General features: G+C 40.5%; 17 protein-coding genes and 1 other RNA gene. 6 read left to right on the plus strand and 12 right to left on the minus strand.

Translation table 11 applies throughout. The features are described from left to right. Positions 1–96: 96 nt before the first annotated feature. Both RMY00_RS21755 and RMY00_RS21760 read right to left on the minus strand, forming a co-directional pair. Positions 97–1,386, minus strand: a complete 1,290-nt coding sequence (locus tag RMY00_RS21755; protein WP_322649525.1) for a glycosyltransferase family 4 protein — start codon at positions 1,384–1,386, stop codon at positions 97–99. Positions 1,387–2,018: 632 nt separating this feature from the next. Further along, the gene (locus tag RMY00_RS21760) at positions 2,019–2,603 is read right to left on the minus strand and encodes a PEP-CTERM sorting domain-containing protein (protein WP_322649526.1); all 585 of its coding nucleotides are present in this window, start codon (positions 2,601–2,603) and stop codon (positions 2,019–2,021) included. Positions 2,604–2,900: 297 nt separating this feature from the next. On the opposite strand from RMY00_RS21760, the gene glyS reads away from it, so the two are divergent. The 3 genes from glyS to RMY00_RS21775 all read left to right on the plus strand — a co-directional run bounded on the left by glyS (position 2,901) and on the right by RMY00_RS21775 (position 7,309). Then, the gene (gene glyS, locus RMY00_RS21765; protein ID WP_322649527.1) at positions 2,901–5,054 is read left to right on the plus strand and encodes a glycine--tRNA ligase subunit beta; all 2,154 of its coding nucleotides are present in this window, start codon (positions 2,901–2,903) and stop codon (positions 5,052–5,054) included. 84 nt (positions 5,055–5,138) lie between these two features. After that, positions 5,139–6,647 carry a UDP-N-acetylmuramoyl-L-alanine--D-glutamate ligase gene (gene murD, locus RMY00_RS21770; protein WP_322649528.1) on the plus strand — a complete coding sequence of 503 codons (1,509 nt, stop codon included), beginning with the start codon at positions 5,139–5,141 and terminating at the stop codon, positions 6,645–6,647. Between the two features lie 248 nt (positions 6,648–6,895). After that, complete coding sequence (locus tag RMY00_RS21775; protein ID WP_322649529.1) at positions 6,896–7,309, plus strand: PAN domain-containing protein; 414 nt, start codon at positions 6,896–6,898, stop codon at positions 7,307–7,309. An 86-nt stretch (positions 7,310–7,395) separates the two neighbouring features. Here the strand turns inward: RMY00_RS21775 and RMY00_RS21780 are convergent, their stop codons facing one another. Both RMY00_RS21780 and RMY00_RS21785 read right to left on the minus strand, forming a co-directional pair. Then, positions 7,396–7,620 (minus strand): type II toxin-antitoxin system HicB family antitoxin, encoded by a 225-nt coding sequence (locus tag RMY00_RS21780; RefSeq protein WP_322649530.1) that lies wholly within the window; start codon positions 7,618–7,620, stop codon positions 7,396–7,398. Between the two features lie 260 nt (positions 7,621–7,880). Next, positions 7,881–8,696 carry a PepSY-like domain-containing protein gene (locus RMY00_RS21785; RefSeq protein ID WP_322649531.1) on the minus strand — a complete coding sequence of 272 codons (816 nt, stop codon included), beginning with the start codon at positions 8,694–8,696 and terminating at the stop codon, positions 7,881–7,883. A gap of 504 nt (positions 8,697–9,200) precedes the next feature. Here RMY00_RS21785 and argS point away from each other — a divergent pair. The 3 genes from argS to RMY00_RS21800 all read left to right on the plus strand — a co-directional run bounded on the left by argS (position 9,201) and on the right by RMY00_RS21800 (position 12,155). After that, positions 9,201–10,964, plus strand: a complete 1,764-nt coding sequence (argS, locus tag RMY00_RS21790; protein WP_322649532.1) for an arginine--tRNA ligase — start codon at positions 9,201–9,203, stop codon at positions 10,962–10,964. Positions 10,965–11,089: 125 nt separating this feature from the next. Further along, positions 11,090–11,653, plus strand: coding sequence for a Uma2 family endonuclease (locus RMY00_RS21795; protein ID WP_322649533.1), 564 nt, complete (start codon positions 11,090–11,092; stop codon positions 11,651–11,653). A 37-nt stretch (positions 11,654–11,690) separates the two neighbouring features. Next, a complete protein-coding gene (locus RMY00_RS21800) occupies positions 11,691–12,155 on the plus strand; it encodes a cobalamin biosynthesis protein (protein ID WP_322649534.1) in 465 nt (154 codons plus the stop codon). 5 nt (positions 12,156–12,160) lie between these two features. Here the strand turns inward: RMY00_RS21800 and RMY00_RS21805 are convergent, their stop codons facing one another. The 8 genes from RMY00_RS21805 to RMY00_RS21840 form a co-directional block, all read right to left on the minus strand. After that, a complete protein-coding gene (locus RMY00_RS21805; protein ID WP_229554549.1) occupies positions 12,161–12,514 on the minus strand; it encodes a phage holin family protein in 354 nt (117 codons plus the stop codon). Between the two features lie 387 nt (positions 12,515–12,901). Further along, positions 12,902–13,927 carry a peptidoglycan-binding domain-containing protein gene (locus tag RMY00_RS21810; protein WP_322649535.1) on the minus strand — a complete coding sequence of 342 codons (1,026 nt, stop codon included), beginning with the start codon at positions 13,925–13,927 and terminating at the stop codon, positions 12,902–12,904. A gap of 89 nt (positions 13,928–14,016) precedes the next feature. Then, entirely contained in the window at positions 14,017–15,288 is a 1,272-nt protein-coding gene (locus RMY00_RS21815; protein WP_322649536.1) for a pitrilysin family protein, read from the minus strand. Between the two features lie 123 nt (positions 15,289–15,411). Continuing rightward, a complete protein-coding gene (locus RMY00_RS21820) occupies positions 15,412–16,677 on the minus strand; it encodes a pitrilysin family protein (protein WP_322649537.1) in 1,266 nt (421 codons plus the stop codon). 167 nt (positions 16,678–16,844) lie between these two features. Next, a complete protein-coding gene (locus RMY00_RS21825; protein WP_322649538.1) occupies positions 16,845–22,286 on the minus strand; it encodes an AAA family ATPase in 5,442 nt (1,813 codons plus the stop codon). Positions 22,287–22,422: 136 nt separating this feature from the next. After that, a non-coding RNA gene (ssrS, locus tag RMY00_RS21830) (6S RNA) lies at positions 22,423–22,606 on the minus strand. A 60-nt stretch (positions 22,607–22,666) separates the two neighbouring features. After that, on the minus strand, positions 22,667–23,833 hold the full coding sequence (locus RMY00_RS21835; protein WP_322649574.1) for a 5-(carboxyamino)imidazole ribonucleotide synthase: 1,167 nt from the start codon (positions 23,831–23,833) through the stop codon (positions 22,667–22,669). Next, complete coding sequence (locus RMY00_RS21840; RefSeq protein WP_322649575.1) at positions 23,830–24,321, minus strand: pentapeptide repeat-containing protein; 492 nt, start codon at positions 24,319–24,321, stop codon at positions 23,830–23,832. The genes RMY00_RS21835 and RMY00_RS21840 overlap by 4 nt, the downstream gene beginning before the upstream one ends. Positions 24,322–24,611: the final 290 nt, after the last annotated feature.

Genomic DNA, 24,611 nt, shown 5'->3' on the forward strand with positions numbered 1-24,611 from the left:
TGTTTACATAGTTTGGTTCTATTGTACCGACTTACTTAATGTTTGCTAATTCAGAAGCATCTCATTTTGGAAAAAAATCTCCACTATCCAGCCATATCAACCATCTACAACTGATTTCTTGGAGTTTAATTTTGGCAAGATACCTAGAAGTGACTTTTGGTTAGTAACAATATGAGAAAGCAGCCCTTCATATCGATTAAGTGCTTGTTCCAAGGAATAGTTTTCTTCGGCAAACTGTCTTCCTGCGTTACCTAGATTCGTCCCTAGAGTAGGATTAGTATATAAATCATGCACCGCAGCAGCCATTGCATCGGGTGATTCTGGCTCAACAATTATCCCACCACCACTAAGTTTTATTGCTTTTGCGGCAGTACCAGTAGCGGGAACTGAACCCACAATCGGGCGGCCACTCGCCAACAATAGTGGTATTTTTGAAGGCATATTGAACGAAATCACATTGCGTTTTTGCACAATCAACCCTACATCAGATGCTGCTAGCATTTCGGGTAGTTTTTCTCGCGGCTGCAACGGTAGCAGCAAAACATTATCTGCTTCATTTAAAAGACAATATTTCTGCAACCTTTGCAATGCTGTTGCTTCGCCAACGATAACAAAGACAATCTCCTTTATATGACGCAAGCAAACTGCTGCTTCTATTACTGTTTCCAAACCTTGTGTTAGAGCAATATTGCCCGAATAAAGTACTACAAATTTTCCATTAAGTTGATGGCTAGATATCCAGGAGTTGTTCTGTTTTGGTACAGGGCAGATGAAATTTACATTTACCCAATTGGGAATACAAACGATTTTATTAGTAGGTACTCCCTTATTCACCAAATTCTCACGAAACCCATCGGCAATGACACTAATAGTATGTGCAGACCGATATGCAAATTTTTCTAGACCTGCAAGAGTTCGGATCATCCACTTGTTCTTCAATAGCCCGATACGTACCGCAGCATCTGGTAGAATATCTTGCACATTCAAAACTACTGGACAGTTATATAACCAACTAAATATTGTTACTGGTAAAGTACCGAAAAGAGGTGGAACTGTTAAAATAATCACGTCAGGGCGTCTGTCTTTAAAGATTTGGGGTAAGCTTGTGAAAACAAAACTCAACTCCAGCAACAGCCGATCTAGGAGATTAGGTTTAGACTTAATTCGTAAATAACTTCGTTGAATGATGACGCCATTTATTTGTTCAGTAGTGTACCACTTACCCCGATACTCATCATAAATTTCGCGCTGAGGATAGTTGGGCATTCCCGTAATCACGCGCACTTGGTGACCTCGCTTTACTAGTCCTTCTGCTAATTCAGTCATCAACGGAGCAATACCAATCGGCTCTGGATGATAGTTATAGGAATAAATCAGTATGTGCATGAGCTATTTATGAATTTTGTGAAGATACCCGGATATAATCGGATTTATTCCTTAATAGTCAGTCAGTATAGGCTGCTACTTTTATGATTTAAGTTTTTAAATTTGCTTCATTAACAGTGCGTTAAACATTGTTGATGAATTTTTTTTGCTTTTAAAAGACAATTTTTATACTGCATAATGCAATTAAAAATTCTAATATCTTTGTGTGTAAACAGCTTAGGTTTTTAGAAGTTGTTTTAAAAGTTCCAGAAAGTATAATTTCTGGTTCTGGTCTGGATAAACTATAACGAAAACATCAACTTTCAGTTATGTACTGAAATGCTTCGCTGTGTTCACCATGAGAGTAAAATACCCTTTTAAAACATCCTCTTCAAGGCATAGTTTTTAGTTTCTAGTTATTTATGAGAATATTTGTCCTGGTTGTTTCTTAATTAATGCGTAAATTTACACTTGGGGGATTCTACCATCATATTCAAGCTCGTGCATATAACCCACATTCCGCCCTTTAAACTGGCACATAGCCTTGATGAGAATTAATAGTTTTAATGATAGCCCTACCAGTTCAGTGAACTAGTAGGGCTAGAATAGAGATTCAGTAAATTGAGCAAGCTCTGACTAGAAAGCCCTAATTTCTAGCAAGAGGCTTGCTTTTTCTTTAAAGATGAACCTACACCCAAGGCAGCAAATGCTAGCAAACCTAACATAGAAGCAGGTTCAGGAACTTTGGATACCTGAATAGAGCCAGAATTTTGATCTAGTGTGATTGACGTTCCCTGTTGATCGACATCCTGACGGAAGACCAAAGAGTCGCCAATAGTTCCCTGAAGGAAATATTCTCCAATTACACCCGTCCCTCCTGCTACATCAAACGGGCCGAACAGTGTTTGAGTGGAAGTATCAAAGTTGAAAGCGAAGAAATCAGATTGTGACACCCCACCACTAACGGTGCTATAAGTTCCTAGAGGATTATTAGATGGGTCTAAGAAGGAGACATTCAAGGATTGTAAAAAGTTGGTTGCTCCACTACCACTTTCTGAAATAATTGTAGGCGCTGTAGTTTCGTCGTAGCTAAATGAACCTATTGCTGAATAACCAGCATCACCTTGCCAATTAAAGTTTAACTCAATAGCTTGGGCTGGGTTGTTAGCAGCAATCGCAACACTAAAAGCAGCACTGGTGGCTGCGATCGCAGTGATTTTGGTGAAAATGTTTTTCATGGTCATAACTCCAAAATTTGTTGAAATAATGCAAATATCAATGCATTAAACACAATTAAGCTTACGATATAAATATTTATCCGTAAATACCGCATAAAAGTAAGGTAACAAATGTAATAAATTCATGAAGCTCAACACTTTTTTATGAAGTTTTGGATAAAATACCAAATCTATCTAACAAACCTAAGCTCGACTTTATCAAGCAAGATATATCTGGCAAGGCTGACTAAAAATCACGAGCGATCGCTTGAGAATAACTGATAAAGTTGAGCTACGCAAAGTTGAAAACAGTGTTATATGCCTGCGTTTCTATTAGAAGTTGGTACAGAAGAACTACCTGCAAGTTTTCTCAGTGATGCTTTAGTGCAATGGCAGGAACGTATTCCCCAAAGCCTGGAAGCGAACAGCCTTAAGGGCGAAAGTGTCCAGGTGTACGGTACTCCCCGGCGTTTGGCGGTAGTGATTAAAGGTCTACCACCCCAGCAAGTAGACCGAGAAGAAGAAATTAAAGGGCCCCCCGCCCAAGCCGCCTTTAAAGATGGTCAGCCTACTGCTGCTGCTATCGGCTTTGCCAAAAAGCAAGGTGTGGAAATAGATGCGCTGTTCCTTCGTCCCACTGACAAAGGAGAATTTGTTTTTGTACAAAAAAAAATCCCCGGTCGTCCTGTGGCGGAAATTTTGACAGAACTTATTCCCCAATGGATTTGGGGTTTAGAAGGTAAGCGGTTGATGCGTTGGGGAAATGGAGATGCCAGGTTTTCCCGACCAATTCGCTGGTTGGTAGCTTTGTTAGATCAAACAGTGCTACCTCTAGAATTAGTGAATGGTTCTAAAACGATTCAGAGCGATCGCACTTCTCAAGGTCATCGGGTCTTACATCCTGATCCTGTGACAATTGCTCAAGCTACTGATTATGTTACCACTCTCAAGTCTGCTTATGTTACCGTTGACCCAGAAGAACGGGCAAATATTATCAAAGAGCAAGTAAAGACAGTAGCAGGGAATTTAGGCGGGTATACAGTAATTTACCCCGATTTATTAGAGGAAGTAACCAACCTTGTAGAATATCCTTCCGCAGTTGTCGGTAAATTTGAACCAGAATTTTTGGAATTACCAACTGAGGTAATTACTGAAGTCATGGTTACTCATCAGCGTTATTTCCCTGTATTCAAACCTGATAGTTTTGAGCAAGAGTTATTGCCCAATTTCATCACTATTTCTAACGCTGATCCCCAGAAATCAGATATTGTTGGTGTTGGGAATGAAAGAGTAATTCGTGCTAGATTAGCTGATGGTAGATTTTTCTACGAAGCTGATTTAACTAAGCCAATAGATAGCTTTTTACCGCAACTGGAAAAAGTCACTTTCCAAGAAGAATTGGGTTCGGTGCGTACCAAGGTAGATAGGATAGTTAAAATCGCCGAGCTAATAGCCACCCAATTAGAATTAGCCCAAAATCAAAGCCAAAGAATCCAACGTGCTGCTTTATTATGTAAAGCAGATTTGGTTACTCAAATGGTGTATGAATTCCCTGAATTGCAAGGCATTATGGGCGAAAAATATGCCTTAGCCAGTGGTGAAGACGCCGAAGTAGCAAAGGCAATTTATCAACATTATTTGCCCACAGGAGCCAGTGATAATTTCCCCGAAACGCTCACGGGTCAAATTGTCGCTTTGGCAGATAGATTAGATACTTTAGTAAGTATCTTTGGTTTAGGTTTAATTCCCTCTGGTTCCTCTGATCCCTTCGCCTTGCGTCGTGCGGCTAATGCTGTAGTTAAAATTACTTGGTTTTATAATTTGCCGATAAATCTAGATGATTTATTAGCGCAAATATCCACAGATTTTGCAGCGAAATATCACAAAGATCAAGCATCATTAACCGCAGCATTGCAAGAGTTTTTCTTACAACGCATCCGCACTTTACTACAAGAAGAAAAGCAGATTGATTACGATCTAGTAAATGCCGTTTTGGGAGAAAACGATCCAGAATATACAGAACGGGCGTTAAAAGATTTATTGGATGTACGCGATCGCGCCTTATACTTACAACAAATCCGCAACGACAGTAGCTTAGATAACATCTACGAAACCGTTAACCGTTCCACACGATTAGCCGCTCAAGGTGATTTGGATACAAAAGAGCTAGAACCGACAACCGTAGTCCGTCAAGAATTATTCCAAAAGCCCTCTGAACTCGCTTTGTATAATGCCTTAATCGAATCAGTACCGCTTTCCTCAGCAGCACAGCAGACACGAAATTATCAACTGTTATTAGCAGCACTAGGAAAAATTGCTCCGACAGTTAATAACTTTTTTGATGGCCCAGATAGCGTATTAGTTATGGACTCAGATCCAGAAGTTAAACGTAATCGATTGCACTTACTTGGATTAGTTCGCAATCATGCCCGTGTTTTAGCTGACTTTGGGGCGATCGTCAAAAATCTGTAGCGTAAGTCAACAAAAAGTTGTGTAATTTTTGCCAATAGACGCTAGTATAGGGAGTGCTTAACCAGGGACACTCTGCTGCAATCTATGTCCAGAGCTACTGTAATTGGATTGGGAAAGTCCGGTATTGCTGCGGCGAGATTGTTGAAACGGGAAGGTTGGGAGGTAGAGCTAACTGATAGCAACACCTCCGAAACCCTCCTACTACAACAACAAGAACTCGCTGCCGAGCAAATAACCGTAAAACTAGGCCAATCCCTAGAATTGAATGGTGCTAATTTACCCCAATTAATAGTTGTTAGTCCTGGCGTACCTTGGGATATTCCGGTATTAATCAAGGCACGCCAATTAGGTATTGAAACCATTGGGGAAATGGAACTTGCTTGGCGAAATTTGCGCTCGCTACCTTGGGTAGGAATTACAGGCACTAATGGTAAAACTACTACCACAGCTTTAATTGCTGCCATTTTCCAAGCAGCAGGCTTAAATGCACCCGCCTGCGGTAATATTGGCTACGCCGCTTGTGATGTAGCCCTATCTTGGACGGGGAAAGGGGCAGGGAGCAGGGAGCAGGGAGCAGGGGGAGCATTTGATAATTCCTGTACAGACGCGATTAATCGCGTCTCTACTCCTAACCCTTCACTCGATTGGGTGATTGCGGAAATTAGCAGCTATCAAGTAGAGTCTTCGAGTTCTCTTGCGCCGCGTATCGGTGTTTGGACGACTTTCACACCGGATCATCTCAGTCGACATAAGACTTTAGAAAACTATTACAACATCAAAGCCAAGCTGTTGCGTCAGTCCGAATTGCAAGTGTTCAATGGTGACGATGCCTACTTGAGGCAGCAAGGTTTAAGTGCTTGGCCTGATGCTTATTGGACAAGTGTTAAAGGAAAAGATTTCCTGATTAGCGAAAAAGGCTTTTACATCGAGGATGACTGGGTTGTGGAAAAATTGACTGCAACCTCTGCACCAGAACCGATTGTGAAAGTATCTACTTTGCGGATGGTGGGAGAACATAACCAACAAAATCTCTTGATGGCAGTAGCAACGGCACGATTAGCGGGAATTAATCGTGATGTGATCGCACTTGCAATTCGGGAATTTCCTGGCGTTGCTCATCGTTTGGAGCATATCTGCACTTGGGAAGGTATTGATTTCATTAACGACAGCAAAGCTACTAACTATGATGCTGCCGAAGTTGGTTTAGCATCCGTGAAAAGTCCAGCGATTTTAATTGCTGGTGGAGAAGCTAAAGCAGGTGATGATACTGGCTGGCTAGCACAGATTCAAACCAAAGCTGCTGCTGTGTTATTGATTGGCTCTGCTGCACCCAAATTTGCCCAACGTCTCCAAGAGGTGGGGTATTATTCTTACCATATTGTAGAAACAATGGAAAGGGCAGTTCCTAAAGCGGCGGAATTAGCTAGGGAGTATGAAGCGCCTGTGGTGTTGCTATCTCCGGCTTGCGCGAGTTTCGATCAGTACCCGAATTTTGAGGTGCGGGGCGATCGTTTCCGTCAGTTGTGCCTTGCTTGGGCGGAAGTAGAGAAGGTTCAATACAATTCGATTCTTTCATCTCCTCTAGCTAATTAATTCAGGCGTTGCTGATTACAATGTATGAATCTGGGTGTAGAGACGTTGCAACATAACGTTTTTACAAAAGTTTTGAAATCACGCAAAATCATTTTCATACCTCAATTTAGAAACGCCACTAATTCACTGTGTAGCTACAAATCACACAGTGAATTTATTATGTAAAATTATTAACAATTTTGGTATTTTATAGCAAATAACTGTACTATACACAGATGATAATAATACTGTGCAGCCAGGAGAGATTTATGAAATTCAAAATGGTCACAGCTTGGCGATATGCAAAGAAAAATTTTGTTTTCCCAAGAAATATTATATTTTTTGGGTTGGTACTTTTGCTAATTTTAGGTTTTAGCACAGCTGTAAACTTGATCCCATTGGGTCAACCTGCTATAGCTCAAGTGAGTCCACTCTCAACCACTATTTCACGTTTTACCGTAACTGCTGAATTTGGTAGAGATAGAGCAGGTAGCGATTACTCTCGATTTCCTATTGAACCATTCGCTTCAGTTTGTCAGCAGTCTTGTGTTAATGATAGTAGGTGTAGTGCTTATACCTATGTTCGGCCAGGAGTGCAAGGTGCTAGTGCTGTTTGTTATTTAAAAACTATAGCACCAGCATCAACACCAAATAGCTGCTGTGTATCCGGTGTAAAATTGTAAGTTAAAAGTGCGGTGCGATCGCATCATCATATAGACTTCAATATTCTAGAAGGATTGTTTAGAACTAATTTCGTGGTTTCCTATAATTATGTTTTGATGTAGTTTACAACTTCAACCTCATGAGCGATGCTTGTAGGTTTAGGAATAGGTAAACCATCTTCTAACATTCCTTCTAGATGAAATTCAATAGCTTCTGCAATCATCTGTTTGACTTCTTCTAAGGTTGCACCTGTAGTTACACAACCTGGTAAATCAGGGACATAAGCAGAGTAATTACTATCCGCCTTTTCAATCACCACTACGTAATGCATTGCCGTTCTCCTTATAACTGTGCTTGCCTCCAAATACTACTAAGAGTACCAGGGGCTAAGTCGTCAGACAATTTACCTGGAACTGTAACTAAACAAAGTAGGTCGAAGTTTCAGCTATATTTATAAGTTGAAATATATTTTTCATGGGTAGATTTTTTAAATTGTTTCTCTCCAGTTAATTATCATGATTATCTTTCAAATAAATCATAATTAGACATAAGTTCTCTAGGTGAAGAAGAGTACTTTATCTTTTTTTGTTTTCAAAATGGGAATTGCTGAGGGTTGTATGCTGGTTTATAGTAGATCAATGCATAGACTAACACCCAACCATTTGTAAGGGTAAAAGCGACATCTAATGGATGGTTCGATAGTTGAAGATTTTGATTGATTATCTGAGCAAGCTGTGGTGGAATATTACTCGAAGAAAAATTACTGCCAGCATTATAGATAATTCCCCATCCTCCATTTGGAGCGAAGGTAACACTCTGGATAGAATATTTTTTAAATATGGTTTTAATTTCGTTAATAACCACAAGTGGTAAATTGTAACTCCAATAAGCATTATAACCATTGTTCGCAATAATTACCCACGCTCCATTAGGTGTAAACGCAACATTGTTGATATTCAAATTTTGTTGATTTATTTTCACAAGTTCATCTTTAACATCTTGCGGAAGATTAGGACTCCAATAAACACCATTGTTGTTATAGATAATCACCCACTCTCCCTTCGGAGTAAATGCGATAGTATTGATAATTGAACCTTGTTTGTTTAGAGTGGAAAGTGCGTTAAGAGCCTTTTGTGGAATATTACTTGTATAATAATTATTCTTGCCATAGAGAATTGCATACCCTCCATTAGGAGTGAACGCAATAATTTTAGGATATATGCTTTGATTATTTAGAGTCTTAATTTCGTTACCTGCATTGATAGGAATATTTGTGTAAGCATAACCAGCCAAAGCCCGTGAAGAAGTTAAGAGAATAGGAGTAATCATTCCTATTGCTATTGATACACCTACAAAAAAGCTACTACTAGTTTTTTTAATCTGCTGTACTAAAAAATGAGTAGACATATTACTCCTCAAGTAGAACGGAAAATAATAGTGTTTTGCATATTTTGATATTATTATGATGCAGCCTGTACCTATGAGATACAAATTTTTTATCTTACCCCTACTTATTGAGCCGATACAAGCTATGGATAGGTAGTGTAAGCAACGAAATGACCTACACACAACCTAGCGGTTCACAGGATTTAAAGTGTTACCAACTACTGGCTTTTATATGCCCTCGCTGAATGGTTGCAGTTTTTGGAGCTATGCCGAAACTAGATCCCTGGCGAGATAAAACTTGGGGCTTCGCCGACATACACTCCAAAACCCTCTGAAAAATTAGAATCAGCTTTGTAGTTGATATGTAGTATAGTGATAGTAAAAAGTCATTACTGAATCATTTTTAAAGCAATCACTCAATATAGTCAAAATCACTTCATGAATCGAGTGGCTCAAAATGAAATGCTAAAGTTAATAATCAAGCTTTTCTAGAGCTACATTCTCTCTCCCAGATAAAATTTATATATGAACGCTACACAAGAAAAACTAAAAGTTCAGCTAAGAACCGCAATAGTTGCGGCTTTTGGCGCTGATTTTGCTGGAGTAGATCCAATTTTGGTTTCTGCTAGCAATCCTAAATTTGGTGATTATCAGGCGAATGTGGCTTTATCCCTGAGTAAAAAGTTAGGAAAGCAACCAAGAGCGATCGCAGGTGCGATCGTTGAGAAACTAGATGTATCCGAAATCTGCGAACCGCCAGAAATTGCTGGGCCGGGATTTATCAATCTGAAACTGAAAACGGCCTATCTGGAAGCACAACTGAACGAGATTCAAGCCGATCCCAGGTTAGGAGTTCCAGCCGCGAAAACACTCAAGCGGGAAATTGTCGATTTTTCCAGTCCGAATATTGCTAAAGAAATGCACGTTGGACACTTGCGTTCTACGATTATTGGTGATTCCATCGCTCGGATTTTAGAATTTCAAGGACATGATGTTTTACGGTTAAATCATATAGGTGATTGGGGTACGCAGTTTGGGATGTTAATTGCTTATCTGCGGGAAGTTTACCCAGACGCACTTACCACCGCTAATGCTTTAGATATTGGTGATTTAGTCTCTTTTTACCGCAAAGCCAAATTGCGCTTTGATGCCGATGAAGCTTTTCAAGAAACAGCACGTCAAGAAGTCGTCAGATTACAAGCAGGTGCAGAGGATACACTTCATGCTTGGAAACTGCTGTGTGAACAATCACGGCATGAGTTTCAAATAATTTATGAGTTGCTAGATATCAAGTTAACTGAACGGGGCGAATCTTTCTATAATCCCTTACTACCACAAGTTGTGGAAGATTTAGAAAAATCTGGCTTACTGGTAGAAAATCAAGGGGCAAAATGCGTTTTCTTAGAAGGGTTTACAAATAGAGAAGGTGAACCTTTACCTTTAATTGTGCAGAAATCAGATGGCGGCTATAACTACGCCACAACAGATTTAGCATCTCTCCGCTACCGGATTCAGCAGGATCAGGCAAAGCGGATAATTTATGTAACAGATGCTGGACAAGGAAATCACTTTGCTCAAGTTTTCCAAGTTGCACGCAAAGCTGGATGGATTCCTGATGATGTGGAATTAGTGCATGTTCCCTTTGGGTTGGTGTTAGGAGAAGATGGGAAGAAATTCAAAACTCGTTCTGGTGATACTGTGCGGTTACGGGATTTATTAGATGAAGCGATCGCTCGTGCCCATGCTGATCTAAAAACTAGATTACAAGAAGAAGAACGCCAAGAAACTAAAGAATTTATTAATGAAGTTGCTAGGGTAGTTGGGATCAGTGCAGTTAAGTATGCAGACTTGAGCCAAAACCGCACTAGTAACTACATTTTCAGCTACGACAAAATGCTGGATTTCAAAGGTAATACTGCGCCATATATGCTATATGCTTATGCGCGGATTCAGGGGATTAGCCGCAAGGGTGATATTAACTTTAAGGAGTTGGGAAACAATGCTGTTTTGTTACAGCATGAGACAGAATTAGCACTAGCAAAATATTTACTTCAATTGGATGAAGTTATTAGTAGTGTAGAGCAAGATTTGCTGCCCAATCGTTTATGTGAGTATTTGTATGAACTGAGTAAAAAGTTTAATCAGTTTTATGACCGTAATCAGGGAGTTCAGGTTTTGGAGGCGGAGGAACCGCAACGGACATCACGTTTGGTTTTATGTGATTTGACTGCTAGAACTTTGAAGTTGGGATTGGAGTTGTTGGGAATTCAGGTATTGGAGAGGATGTAATTTTTTTTAACGCAAAGGAACGCTAAGGTAGCGCAAAGGTACGCAGAGTAAGAGTTAAACTGATTTTTTCTTTGTGTACTTTGCGGTTTTTTAATTAGAATTGCTGGACTTGGAGGCGATCGCAAATGGTACAGACACCATCAAAAAGCATAACTTTGGCAGAGTTTCTGAAGCTACCAGAAACAAAGCCTGCTAGTGAATACATCAATGGCCAAATTATTCAAAAACCAATGGCACAGGGAAAGCATAGTACAATTCAAGGTGAAATGGTTAGCACTATTAACTTAACGGTAAAGCCCAAGCGCGTTGCACGAGCGTATCCAGAACTGCGGTGTACTTTTGGTGGAAGGTCAATAGTACCAGATGTTTCCGTGTTTACTTGGCAAAGAATTCCTCGTGACGAAAATGGTCAAGTTGCCAATGTATTCAAAGCATCTCCTGATTGGACTATCGAGATTCTATCACCTGATCAAAGACAAACGAAAGTTACAAAAAATATTCTGCATTGCCTGAATTATGAAACACAAATGGGTTGGCTGATTGACCCAGAAGAACAAACGGTATTTGTGTACATCCGCAATCAACAGCCACTTATGTTGGATGAATTAGAAGCTTTACTCCCTGTCCCAGATTTTGCAAATGAGTTGAGGCTGACGGTGGGAGATTTATTTGGCTGGCTGTTGGAGTAAACCAAATCCTAACGAATTGAACAAGGAAATACACCAAGTGCAACAGGTTTTATGGGTAGGAATCGGTTGTAAACGTGGAACCTCATGGCAGTTGATTGATCAAGCAATTGAGCAAGTGTTTCGAGAAAATCAACTTTTTCAAAGTGCGATCGCAGGTTTTGCTACCATTGACACTAAAGCTTCGGAAGTTGGTTTAATAGAACTTTGCAACCTACGCAATTTGTCCCTAAAAACCTTTTCTGCCCAAATCCTTCGCTGTGTTTGTGTCCCCAACCCTGCGACAATTACAGACCACAAAGTAGGTACACCTAGCGTAGCAGAAGCAGCTGCTATTCTTGCAGCTACTCAAACTCCATTGTTGACTGCTTCCCCTTTTAACAGCACAGAAGGATTGGGAGTAAGGTTCTTAGTTCCTAAACAGATTTTCTCGCTACAAGGGCAACCAGGAGCGGTAACGCTAGCTGTTGCCCAAGCCTCAAATATGAATATTACAATTTACTAATTTTTCTAGTCAACAACTCTCAAAAAATAGTTAATTACGCTAGAAACAATAGCCAGCACAATGGAACCTAATAAAGCAGGTAAAAAGCCCTGAATCTCAAAACCAGAACCAGGAGTCAAGGCACTTGCTAACCAAAGGGTTAAAGCATTGATTACCAATGTAAATAAACCAAAGGTGAGTAAGGTAATCGGAAACGTCAAAATCTGTAAAATTGGTCTAACAAATGCATTAACTAGACCAATAACAAGGGCAGCTATCAAGGCAGTCACAAAATTCTTGATAAAGAATCCCGGAACGATATTAGCAGTCAGAAATAACGCCACCGCAGTACCGAGCCAAGTTAATAAAAAGTGTTGCATAAGTTTTTTAGAAGAATTAGCAGTAAGTTTAATTAATTTCACTATTTACAGTTGTGATCTGTAACACTATCAGGTGTCGTTGTGCTTGACTCTTAAAGTTGCCATCATTTTTTGTCAGCCCAAAAGCAATGTAATTTTTCAGTGCTGGCATAGACAGATAGTTTTAATCGGTGTATCTTTATCCTATTGCAGGATGTACCATGAATTAAATTCATCAAAAACTAATAGAGCAGCAAAAATTTTATAGAGGTTTCTCTCGGTCGAGAAACCTCTGTACCTAAAAGAGGGTATTTACCACTAGCAAGTTCCAAAGTCATTCATTTAGGGAACTGCCAAAATTGCACTATAGGGGATGGCAACTTTAATATCAGCCTAATGCTGTTGGGACTAACGCCGCAAAAGAACCTCCCAGGTAGAGCCACCAACTACACCGTCAGCTTCTAAACCATAGCGCTTTTGTGCAGCTTTCACAGCTGCTTCGGTTGTCTCGCCAAAGTCTCCATCGGCATCACCTTTTAAGAAACCAAGCTTTTTCAGTTGTTGTTGCAACTTAACAACTTCAGAACCACGTAATCCTATACGCAAAATTGGCATTCCTTCAGAGGTGTATTGAATACCAGGGGTTCGCTTAGTAGTTGTGTTTGGCTGAGTTCGAGTAGTTTGTCCAGTGCGTGTAGTTGACTTTCGAGTAGTTGATGTATTACGATTCGGCGTTTTTTGTGTGCTTGAAGTTGTAGCTTTTTTTGGGGTAGCAGGTCTTGGCTCAGGGCTAGTTGCAACTCTTGTTACAGCTTTTTTCGGGGTAGTAGGTCTTGGTTCAGGGTTAGTCGTTGGAACTTGTGTTACAGCTTGTCTTGGAGGGTTGGGATTTGCAACGTTAGTAAGGTTGCTAGCCTGGGTTGGAACAGGAAAATTGTTAGCTGAGTTAAATCTTGGCTGAGATGAAGGGATGGTTGATGCTGCTACTGGTTGATTAGGGAAAAGTCGTTGCCAAGTGCTGGCATCCACAATGCCGTCTGGATTCAAACCAGCAGCTTGTTTAAACCGGGAAACAGCATTGGCTGTATTCTGACTATATGTACCATCTACGGCACCAGAATAAAAACCCAAAAGTTTCAGAGCTGCTTGAAGCTCAGATACACGTTCGCCTTGGCTACCAAGTTTGAGGATAGGGCGGTTGATGCTATCTTGAGGATTTACTTGGGCAATTTTTTGTGGCGCTGCTATTGATACTACAGCCGTTGAGGCAATAATTAGAGGCGTAGTGGAGAACAAGAGTATTTCAATGGCTAATAAAGATTTAGACCTCTGTGGCCACCGACCCTTTGGCCGTTTTTCCATTCTACAGCGATTTACAGTTGGGTCTAGTAATTTTAAGTAACTCAAAATACTTGCTGTCAGGCTGCTTTGCATGGAATTTACTCCCAGAATATTCTCATGCTAATAGTACAGCCGCTTGGTTTAAAAAACAGCTGCTGCATTTTACGATTCTACATTTTCAGTTATGCGATCGCTCGATTAATTGCTTCTTCTTGACCAACTAAAGACAAGTAAGGCTCTTTTAAATACTTACGAGCTGAAGCGATGGCATCCTTAGCACTCACAGCCGCAATCAATTCTTGGAACTTTGTATCAAAATCAATTCCTAATCCCAAAATTTCATACCAACCGTATATCTGAGCAATTTGTCCGTTCGTTTGTTTACCTAAGGCGTACTGCCCTAGTATCTTGTTTTTAGCAGCTTTGAGTGCGCTTTCGGTTATTTCGGTGGTAGACAATAAATCTACTTCTGTACGCAGTCCTTCTAAAGCAATGCTGGTATTTTCTGGTGCTGTACCCATGTAAACCACAAACGAGGCTGGAAATAGCCTTGTGGAGTAAAAGGCGGATACTTCGTAAGCTAAACCGCGCTTTTCCCGCAATTCGACAAACAAGCGGCTAGAAAGCCCATTTCCCAAGTAGGTACACAGCAACTTCAGTGCGGCGTAGTCAACAGAACTCACCGATGTTCCTAAATACCCAAGCATCACAATTGATTGTTGTGTTTGTACTGGCTTCAGCCTTACCTGTGGTTCCACCTTAATCTCAGGTAAGTTAAGTATTGGTAGTGCTTGGGCTGGTGCTTGCCAATCAGCAAAAACTTCTTCTACCAACGCAGCTGCATCTGTGGCTGTGACTCTACCAGCAATACTAATTACTACATTATCTGGACGAAAATAAGTTTGGTGATAATCCACTAAATCCGCACGAGTTAAGCGGCTCATAGTGGTTTCATCTCCCAGCACCGACATGGAGTATGGATGATTTTGATATATTACCTGCCGCATTTGTTCAAAGGCGACATTGAACGGTTGCTCTTTTTGGGAACGAATATCTTGGAGTGCTAAACGCCGTTCTAGTTCCACTTGAGTTTCGGGGAAAGTAGGCGATCGCAAAATTCGCCCTGCTAATGTTAAAATTTCTCCAAAATCGGATGTTACAGTTTTGAAAGATAGCAAAAAATAATCAGTGCCGGCATCTGCACTCAAACTCGCTCCTACAGACTCGACTTTTTCTGCAATTTCCAAACTAGAAAGACCATCGCATCCCTTGGTCATCACTGCTGAGAGCAAATGTGCTAACCCTGCTTGCTCCCGGTTTTCGTTAGAACTACCGGCACGTACAAAGATTCGCGCTGCAATAATATCCGCAGCAGGATTTTCTGCCACCAGCACGACAATACCATTATTCAATACAGTACGATGGATAGGCGATTTTTGCAGCAAGGTTGTCATTTATTATTTGTCCTTTGTTATTTGTCATTTGTCCTTTGTCAAAAACTAATGCCCCGCCCAATGACGCCAGATGCTCCACTTGGGGGAACCCCAAGACCGCACTGGCTCCCCAATGCCCGATAACTAACACGGTTTAAGTACAGTAACCGCGTAATTCTCCAGCGAGAGATATTGTTTAGCTAATTTTTGTAGTTCTTTGGCATCAAAAGACTGAATCTGCTGGGGATATGTCACAGCTAATTCAGCTTGGGCGATGGTATTGTAATATCCATAAAGCCCTGTAAGCTGATTTGGCGTTTCAGTAGAAAATGCATACTCATTACATAGCAGTCTGCGTGTACGAGCAAGTTCCTGTTCGCTAATTCCTGTAGTCTGCAAATCATCCAAATGAGCGCAAATTAAGGACTCAACTTCCTGCAAATTTTCTGGTTCCAACCAGGCAGTAATTGTAAATAAACTCGATTCCCGTTGTAGAGAAAAATTACTGTAAATCCCCTGTACCAATTGCAAATCTTCTCGTAAATCACGCACTAAACGCGAAGTCCGCCCTTCTGCTAATAACACTGACAACAAATCTAAACCAAAGCCAGCGCGGATTTCTTCTACTCCAGGAACCAGCCACGCCATCAATAATCGCGCTTGTTCTATGCGTGGTAAATAGAGTTCTTGACGGTGAATACCCGTTATTACTGGCTTTGTCACTTTCTCAAACTGCGGACAATTAGAGCGTTCAGCAAAATCAGCAAATGAATGATTTACCATTTCCCAAGCTGGTTGCTGGGCTATACCCCCTGCAATTACCACCGTCATGTTTTCCGGCTGATAGTGAGTGCGGTGAAAACAACGCATTGCTTCTGGCGATTGCTGCATCAGTTCTTGCTCAGTACCCAACACCGAACGTCCATAAGGGTGATGCGGATAAATGCTTTGAATCAGTGCTTGAAAGCCTATCCAATCGGAATCGTCTTGACAAGAGCGAATTTCTTCTAGCACTACGTCTCGTTCGCGGCTAAATTCATCTTCTGGAATTGCCGCATTGAGCAAGAGTTCTCCCAAATAGGGCAGAGTATCTTTTAAGTAAGGGGCAGCTGTGGTGAGTGAATAATGAGCATAATCATAGCTTGTCGCCGCATTACTCACGCCTCCCCGGTTTTCAACTTTGGAATCGAACATTCCAGGGGGTAGCGTCGCTGTACCTTTAAAAATCATGTGTTCTAAAAAGTGCGCCATGCCAAACCACGGTTCTGGCTCTAAGCTGGCTCCAGCACGCACCCAAACATCCGCCACAACTACAGGAGTTGTGGGAATTTCTTGATGAATAAAAGTTAAACCACTCTCTAGTCGGAAGACCGAGGCTGGAAATACGGTATTAGTTAGTTGTTTTAACAATTTTTTGTAGTTTTAACCACAATTTAAGGCAATTGTGTCATTTTAACTCTGAATGATACCTCATTTAGAATCAAGGTATACAGATTTAGTAGAATTATGCTATTGCTGTTCTCCACATTACCGAAAAATTAGAAGCGTTATGCATTGCGAGGAAAATCGTAAATTACTTAAAAGACTGGAATCTCAATAACAAATTCTGTTCCTTCACCAAGCACAGAATTGCAACTCAACCGTCCATCATGGGTTTCTTCGACAATTTGACGAGCGATCGCTAGTCCTAATCCTGTTCCTTTTCCAACCTCTTTTGTTGTAAATAGGTGGTCGAAGATCCTAACTCTTACCTCCTCTAGCATCCCCTGACCGTTATCTTTGATGCGAATTGTCACCATACTTTGGTCACTGGATACTTCGGTGTGAATTAATATTTGCTGACGTTCAGCTTTCACTTGGGCAAAAGAAAGCCCCTCGCAGCAAGTATCTAAGACATCAATTGCGTTAGCCAGGATGTTCATAAATACTTGATTTAGCTGTCCTAAAAAGCACTTAACTGATGGCAATTTTCCGTATTCCGTGATGACTTCAATTGCTGGACGTTTTTCGTTAGCTTTGAGGCGATACTTCAAAATCAACAGCGTACTCTCAATCCCTTCATGGAGGTTACAAGCAACTTTTTCAGCTGTATCGGCTCTAGAGAAGGTGCGGAGGCTGGTACTAATGTCTTCAATCCGATCGCTTGCTACCTTCATCGAATTTACTAGCTTTGGTAAGTCTTCAGTCAGAAATTCTAGTTCAATTTTTTCGCTATGCTCAATGACTCCGATCGCCGGATTGAGATAATGTTCTTGGTAGCATTGGATATGTGCGAGTAAGTCTTGAATATACTCTTCGGCATTGTTAAGGCTGCCTTTGAGAAATCCAATCGGATTATTAATTTCATGTGCCACCCCAGCAACCAAATTACCCAAGGTTGCCATTTTTTCATTTTGCACCATTTGTAATTGGGTATGCTCAAGTTTTTGTAGCGATCGCTCTAACTCTTGGGTATAATTTTGAGATTCTTGATAAAGATGGGCATTTTCTAGAGAAATGGCAGCTTGAGCGCATAGCAGTTGGATAACTTCTAGGCGATCGCTCGTAAATGCGCCAATGGTCAACTTATTTTCCAGATATAGTAACCCGATTAATTGGCCATGACGCAAAATCGGCGTACACAACACACTTTTGGGCTGTTGCTGCATCAAATATTGGTCAGTAATAAAATCGTTTTTTGCTGTTGCATCATCCAGCACCACAGTTTTTAAGCTGTGTTTGACATAGTTTATCAATGCGATCGGAATATTTTGGCTGCTTGACAATGGTACAGATACTAGAGTCACCCCTTCATGGATGGTGCCTACAGCTTTAACCACTAAGTTGCTCTGTTCGAGTACAAGTAGGGCAGCTTTTTTCGCTCCAGCATTTTCCATCACCACTTGCAAGAGGGTAGTGAGCAATTGCTCTAATTGAATTTCACTAGAAAGAGCTTGCGAGACTTTAAAGATGGTGGCAAAATCGAGGGCTTGAGAAATACTGTTGCTAGAAAGATTTGTGTGGATGGTTTGATGTGGAAATGATGATCCATCGACGGTTGAACTCAGTTGAAAGTGATTAAGTTGCGCTAGTAAGATGGGAGCAAGGAGTTGAGGATAGCGTTTTTCTAAATCTTCAGTTTTGGCTTTAGCGCCCCAACGAGCGTAGCAGTAATAAGCTTCTTGCATATAAGCTTGGGCGATTTTTTCTTTGCCCCAGTCGAGGTAGAACTTGGCAGCTAGCTCATTGCTCAAGGCTTCTTCTTGGATGTATTGGTTTTCTTTCGCTAGAGTGATGGCGCGATCGTACAATTCTATTGCTGCTATTTTTTCGCCTAAAACTCGATGGCGTTCTGCTTCCACCAAATCAAATTTGTGCTGGAAATTCATTGGTGCGAATTTGGCTTGAAACTGCAATTTTTCTTGGTTTTCGCCAACCTTTAAAAGTAATTGCTCCTGTTGAGATGGTTCAGCCGTTGGATAGACAGCCAGACGAGATAAAGAATCGTAATAGTAGAAAACAGGCACAGATAGCATTCCAGCGCGACCGTTGAGGTATTGCTCTCCTTGATTTGCATTCTCAACTGCCGCCGGAAAATTCTCAAACAGATAACTGAGTGTTAATTTACTTAGGAAAAATATATGGAGTGTAAATTCATCGTTTTCTTTAAGGAGTGTAGATAATAGCTGTTTCCCTTGACAATATTCACCAATGATGAACTCTGGAGTATTGCTATATTCGGTTAGATTTTTAATGCTTTGACAGATTATGATCGACCAATTTAATAAGCGCTGATTTTTGGCAAAATTAGACTCGTAGGCTTTAATATCTGCTAACAAGATTTCCAAAATTTCTGTCCCACTTAAATAGACATAGAAGAACTTGAAAATCATGGATGTAATCACATGAAAAAAATCGCCTGTCTCTAATCCAATATTATGGGATTCCTGTAATAAACTTATAGAGGTGCGAATATGTTGTTTATTATATTGATTTAATGCAGCTACCTTAAATATAGTCATGCTTTGAACAGATTTTGCTTGAAATCTATCTAAAAGCATTAAAGCTAGCTTACCAAATTCGTAGCCTGACTCTAGTTGGTTACAAGCATTAAGTACAATTCCAAAATCTGCATAACCTGGTGCAGAAAGTGTTGCATTGCCGTATTTAAGAGATAAATTTACTTCTTCGCAGGCCAAAATTGGAAACAGATACGAGCAATCCTGATGGATGGCGGGAGCAATGCAAGCCATAATCCGCAAGGCAGCTAAAGCTTTGGTATCATCCATCAATGGCAAATCAACTAAGCCCTCAATACTTCTACCTGCTAAGGTGGAGAGTGTGTTTACTACATATTGCTGAATATCTGAAGGTGTTACTGATTCAGGTAATGTTACCCCAAGTTGAGCCAGAAGTTCACGCCCAGTTGCGATCGCTCGGAATGCTTGACCCTGAACCTGATAAGCTTGGAGTTGGATTTCATAAACTTTCACTCTATCCAGTAAGGTAGTTGTTTTTTGAATAACAACCTGGATAAGAGATTCCATCTGCTCAAACTCATTGTTGAGAAAGCTAGCTTCGGCGGCTTCTTCGTATAATTTTTGAGTTAGTTTGTAGGCAATTTCCCAACTATTGATTGTCAGCAACTGTATTCCATAATTTAGGTAATGAATTGCTGCACTATAAGCGGTAGCTTCTTTTGCTTTTTGACCAGCATTCAGATTTAAATAAGCTAATCTTTGACGTTCACTTGGTAGGGTAATTAGTGCTATTCCACAATTTAACTGACTGACAATTTCAAAAATTCGCTCTTCTTGCTGAGAATCAGACGTATTTTTTAAAAGTAATTGACCGATTTTAAAATGAGTAAATTGTTTCTCCTCATCCGGAATTAGAGAGTAAGCAGCTTGTTGTACTCGGTCGTGTAAAAATTTGTAGATAGGAACTTGGAAATTGGGATTTAAGGGATTTAAATAAGCATCATGCCCATTAGTTTGAAATAATTTATAAACTTCAGTAGTAGGTAAAACTAATCCTTCTTGCAAAGCTTTCCATAAAGATGCTGCGGTTTCGCCTTCAGATTGTTCAGAAACAATTGCTAAGGTTAACAAATCAAAAGAATTGCCAATACACGCGGCTAATTTCAACATATTTTGCGTTGCTTCTGGCAACTTTTGTAACTGTAGTGCTACAAACTCTACTACATCATCAGTAAGAGCAAGTGCTTTAACAGCAGCAATATCACATTGCCAGTATCTTTGCTCAGAATTAAAAGTAATCAGTCTATCTTCATATATAGCTTTAATAAATTGCGTCGTAAAAAATGGATTTCCCTGAGTTTTTTGATAGACGAGCCGCGTTAGAGGTTGGGCAATTTTGGCTGAACAACTCAATGTATCAACTAATAATTGATTTAAACTAGCTGTAGTTAATGGAGCTAAAGTAATAGAGTTAATTGTGGCATTGGCTTTGCGAGCATCTGCTAAAGTCAACATTAACGGATGCGTGGTAGATACTTCATTATCTCGATAAGCCCCAATTAAAAGTAAATATCCATTTCCTGATTCGCTCATCAGCAACTGCATCAATTTGAGCGATGCAGAATCAGCCCACTGTAAATCATCGAGGAATATTACTAATGGATGTTCTTTTGTGGTGAATACCTGAATGAATTTTTGGAAGAGTAAATTGAAGCGATTTTGTGATGCACTTGGTGAAAGTTCCGTTGCAGGTGGTTGTTGACCAATAATTTGTTCTAGTTCGGGGATTACCTCAAGAATGACTTGCCCCTGATCACCCAGCACTTGGAAAATTTTATTTTTCCAAGTTGACAATTGAGTATCACTTTCACTAAGCAATTGTTCTATTAAGCCTCGAAATGCCTGTACAAAAGCCGAGAAAGGAATATTACGATTAAATTGGTCATATTTACCTTTAATGAAGTAGCCCCTCTGCCGGACAATGGGTTTGTGAACCTCGTTGACCAAAGCAGTTTTACCAATACCAGAAAAACCAGCCACCAGCATTAGTTCTACCCCCCTGAGTCCCCCCTTGGTAAGGGGGGACTCAGGGGGGTTGGCAACGCGATCAAAAGCTTTAAGCAGAGTTTCGACTTCATGCTCACGACCATAGAGTTTTTCTGGGATAATAAAGCGATCGCACACATCCCTTTGAGCAATTGGGAAACTGACAATTTTCCCCGTTTCCTTAAGTTGAGCTAAACAATTTTCTAAATCATATTTCAGCCCAAACGCACTTTGATAGCGGTCTTCGGCATTTTTTGCCATCAATTTGCTGACAATAGATGAGAGTACAGGTGCAATTTGCGGATTAATTTCATGTACTAAAGGCGGAATTTTGGCAATATGACAATGCAACAATTCCATCGGGTCGAGCGATTGAAATGGTAGTTGCCCTGTTAGCAATTCGTAAAAAGTTACACCCAGAGAATAAAAATCAGTCCGGTAATCAATCCCCCGATTCATTCGCCCAGTTTGCTCTGGAGACAAATAGCCAAGTGTTCCTTCTAATACATTATGACTCATGAGGCTTTGAGTTTCTCGTGGCAACAGAGATGCAATACTAAAGTCAATTAACTTAACTTCTTTAGTTTCTGGATTAATTAAAATATTGGCGGGTTTAATATCTTTGTGAATGATCCGATTACGAATTAGAATATCTAATGTATTGCACAGGGCGATCGCTACTTGTAAAAATTCTTGTAGAGACGCCATATATCGTGTCTCTACAGAGGTCAAATAATCTTTGAGAGAAATTCCCCCAAAGTCTTCCATCACTAACATATAGCCATTCTGATAGGGTTCCAGACTATAGGTTTGGATGATTCCAGGTAGATTCAAATTTTTGGCAATGGTGAACTGGTTGCGGAACTCTACTAGTTCGCTGAAGCTAGGATAAGCAGTTTTCATCAGCTTAATCACTACAGATTTTTGGTCAGTTTCTCGATTAGCGCGATAAACCAAGGTTTGAAAACCGTTGTAGAGTTCTTTGCTAACGTGATATCCGGGAATGCTGACCATAGGACTTAATTCTTGAGACCTCAGTATCTAGGTTTCCCAAAAACATGGCAATCTTTACTGTCAGTTCGCTCATTTTAAACTGATTGAAATAATTAAAGCTCCCAAATTCTAAGTGACTTTGGGAGCTGATAATTTTAAGTTCACCGCGACGCCGTTTTACCTAAGTTTATGACCTGGGTTTATCCAGGTGGGAACCTAAATTCCTCGTTTAAAGTTTCCGGGTACATGCCCGGTATACTGCCACGAGAACAGTTGACTCCCTTGTCATTAAAGGCATAGATCAAAAAACTTGATGGCAGTCACCAACGTCGTAGTGCAACTCACTCATTATAGCTTTTCAAAAGATGTTGTGTGTTCAATATCGAAACTTTCCGATCTATTTACCTGGGATACCAGATAGATTCTATGTTGTGGGCGATGTCATTGGCGATAGCACTTACCGATTCTCGATTCTGATTATCTAGCAAAACGGTAACATGTCCCAACTTCCGCCCAGGACGTGATTCTGTCTTTCCATACCAGTGAACATGCGCCTGGGGAATCTGTGCTATTTGTTGACGCTGGCTTTGGTAGTCGTTATGAGAGTTTTCATACCCCAGTAGGTTCACCATTACAGCGCCGACGCACTGCAAAGCCGGATTTCCTAAAGGTAAACCACAAACAGCTCTTAGGTGCTGCTCAAACTGCGAAGTTTCACAGGCGTCAATAGAAAAATGCCCAGAATTGTGGGTACGGGGTGCAATTTCATTTACCAGGATTTTGCCATTAGTACCCAAGAATAGCTCAATTCCAAAAATACCTACGACTTCTAGGCTATTTAATAGAGTATGTGCGATCGCTTCTATTTCTGCTACTTGATTGGGTGTAATTTCAGCAGGCGCAATTACCCGCCGACACACTTGTTGTTCTTGTTGGGTTTCTACCACTGGATAAGTTACAATTTCTCCTTCTACAGAACGAACTGCAATTATTGCTAGTTCTCTTTCAAAAGGGATAAATTCTTCTAACAAGAAAAGTGATTGATTTAAAGTTTTTGTTGTGGTTTCATCACTTAGCTTTTGCTCTAAACTAGTAAAATCCTGGATTATGAAAGTACCTTGACCATCATAACCGTGGCGACGGGATTTTAAAACTACTGGAAAACCTAGATATTCTATTTGTGATTTGAGATTTTCTACCTCGTCAAAGGCTAAAAATTGGGGAACAGGTAAGCCCAAGTCGCGTAAATAGCAACGCTGATGATATTTATCTAAAAGAGGAGCTAAAGCTTCTAACCTGGGACGAAAACAAACGCCTTGGTATGCTAAAACAGATAAAGCATCTAAGTTAACAAATTCGTTTTCAAAGGTGATGACATCGCATTTTTGAGCTAATATTTCCGTAGCAGTTGCATCATCAACTGGGGCAAAAAGAGTTTCTTTGGCAATTGACACGGCCGGGTCGTGAACACTTGGAGTTTGTACTACTAATTCTACTCCTAGCTTCTGTGCTGCATCCGCCATCATCCAGGCAAGTTGTCCGCCACCAATTACACCAACACGTTTCATTGACATCCTAGAGAATCACGAGTTTGCACGCCTGTTTTGGAATTCACACCACTGGCTTTACCGCACAGTTCTTTGATTTGCGCTCTATCCAAAATTGCATCTGTAAAATCTGCACCGTCTATATTCACATCATTAAATATGGCGCGGAGCAAAAGAGCTTCTTTGAAAACTGCATCGCTCAAATCTGCCTTAGTCAAGTTTACCTGATCGACCATTGCATTCGTTAAATCTGCTCCGTGGAGATTTGCATTTGTCATCACCGAAGCACTCATAACTGCTCCCCGCAAGTCAGCGTTAGAAAAATTAGCCAGTTCCATATTGGCATTAGAAAACTCCGCAGCTTGCAAGCTGTCACCAGAAAAATCACGCCTTGACAACTCTGCATTGCTAAATGAAAGCGGATGAGTCCAGTCTACTGCCAGTGCGGAGTCAGCCACGCACCATATAATAATTCCTAGAAGGAACGCCAACCCTTGCCGCCACAACATATTGAAAGCTAATTTGGTGTCTAATCGCTGCATTTAATTACCGCATTTGAATATTAGCAAGATTGGAGCATCTTAATTAAGACTCCCAGCCTTGTTACTGGACTTGGTGAACATGTATTTTCCTAGCTTAATATTTTGTAACGCAAAAAGGGTGGATGCGTAGCCTGTGGTAGACATTGCTTCTCACCCTTAGTAGCTAGTAGACCGCAATATAGCGTTTCCTAAGCAGCTTATGTACACTCAAATCTTTTTTGACAAGGTTAGTAACTTTGAAAACCTACCTTATCAGA

Origin of the sequence: Nostoc sp. ChiVER01 (assembly GCF_034531155.1) — a bacterium.
Taxonomy (GTDB): Bacteria; Cyanobacteriota; Cyanobacteriia; order Cyanobacteriales; family Nostocaceae; genus Nostoc.

Bases quoted from the DNA above. Each gene is read 5' to 3' on its own strand.
- RMY00_RS21755 (WP_322649525.1), bottom strand. From the start codon at position 1,386: ATGCACATACTGATTTATTCCTATAACTATCATCCAGAGCCGATTGGT.
- RMY00_RS21760 (WP_322649526.1), bottom strand. From the start codon at position 2,603: ATGAAAAACATTTTCACCAAAATCACTGCGATCGCAGCCACCAGTGCT.
- glyS (WP_322649527.1), top strand. From the start codon at position 2,901: ATGCCTGCGTTTCTATTAGAAGTTGGTACAGAAGAACTACCTGCAAGT.
- murD (WP_322649528.1), top strand. From the start codon at position 5,139: ATGTCCAGAGCTACTGTAATTGGATTGGGAAAGTCCGGTATTGCTGCG.
- RMY00_RS21775 (WP_322649529.1), top strand. From the start codon at position 6,896: ATGAAATTCAAAATGGTCACAGCTTGGCGATATGCAAAGAAAAATTTT.
- RMY00_RS21780 (WP_322649530.1), bottom strand. From the start codon at position 7,620: ATGCATTACGTAGTGGTGATTGAAAAGGCGGATAGTAATTACTCTGCT.
- RMY00_RS21785 (WP_322649531.1), bottom strand. From the start codon at position 8,696: ATGTCTACTCATTTTTTAGTACAGCAGATTAAAAAAACTAGTAGTAGC.
- argS (WP_322649532.1), top strand. From the start codon at position 9,201: ATGAACGCTACACAAGAAAAACTAAAAGTTCAGCTAAGAACCGCAATA.
- RMY00_RS21795 (WP_322649533.1), top strand. From the start codon at position 11,090: ATGGTACAGACACCATCAAAAAGCATAACTTTGGCAGAGTTTCTGAAG.
- RMY00_RS21805 (WP_229554549.1), bottom strand. From the start codon at position 12,514: ATGCAACACTTTTTATTAACTTGGCTCGGTACTGCGGTGGCGTTATTT.
- RMY00_RS21810 (WP_322649535.1), bottom strand. From the start codon at position 13,927: ATGCAAAGCAGCCTGACAGCAAGTATTTTGAGTTACTTAAAATTACTA.
- RMY00_RS21815 (WP_322649536.1), bottom strand. From the start codon at position 15,288: ATGACAACCTTGCTGCAAAAATCGCCTATCCATCGTACTGTATTGAAT.
- RMY00_RS21825 (WP_322649538.1), bottom strand. From the start codon at position 22,286: ATGGTCAGCATTCCCGGATATCACGTTAGCAAAGAACTCTACAACGGT.
- RMY00_RS21835 (WP_322649574.1), bottom strand. From the start codon at position 23,833: ATGAAACGTGTTGGTGTAATTGGTGGCGGACAACTTGCCTGGATGATG.
- RMY00_RS21840 (WP_322649575.1), bottom strand. From the start codon at position 24,321: ATGTTGTGGCGGCAAGGGTTGGCGTTCCTTCTAGGAATTATTATATGG.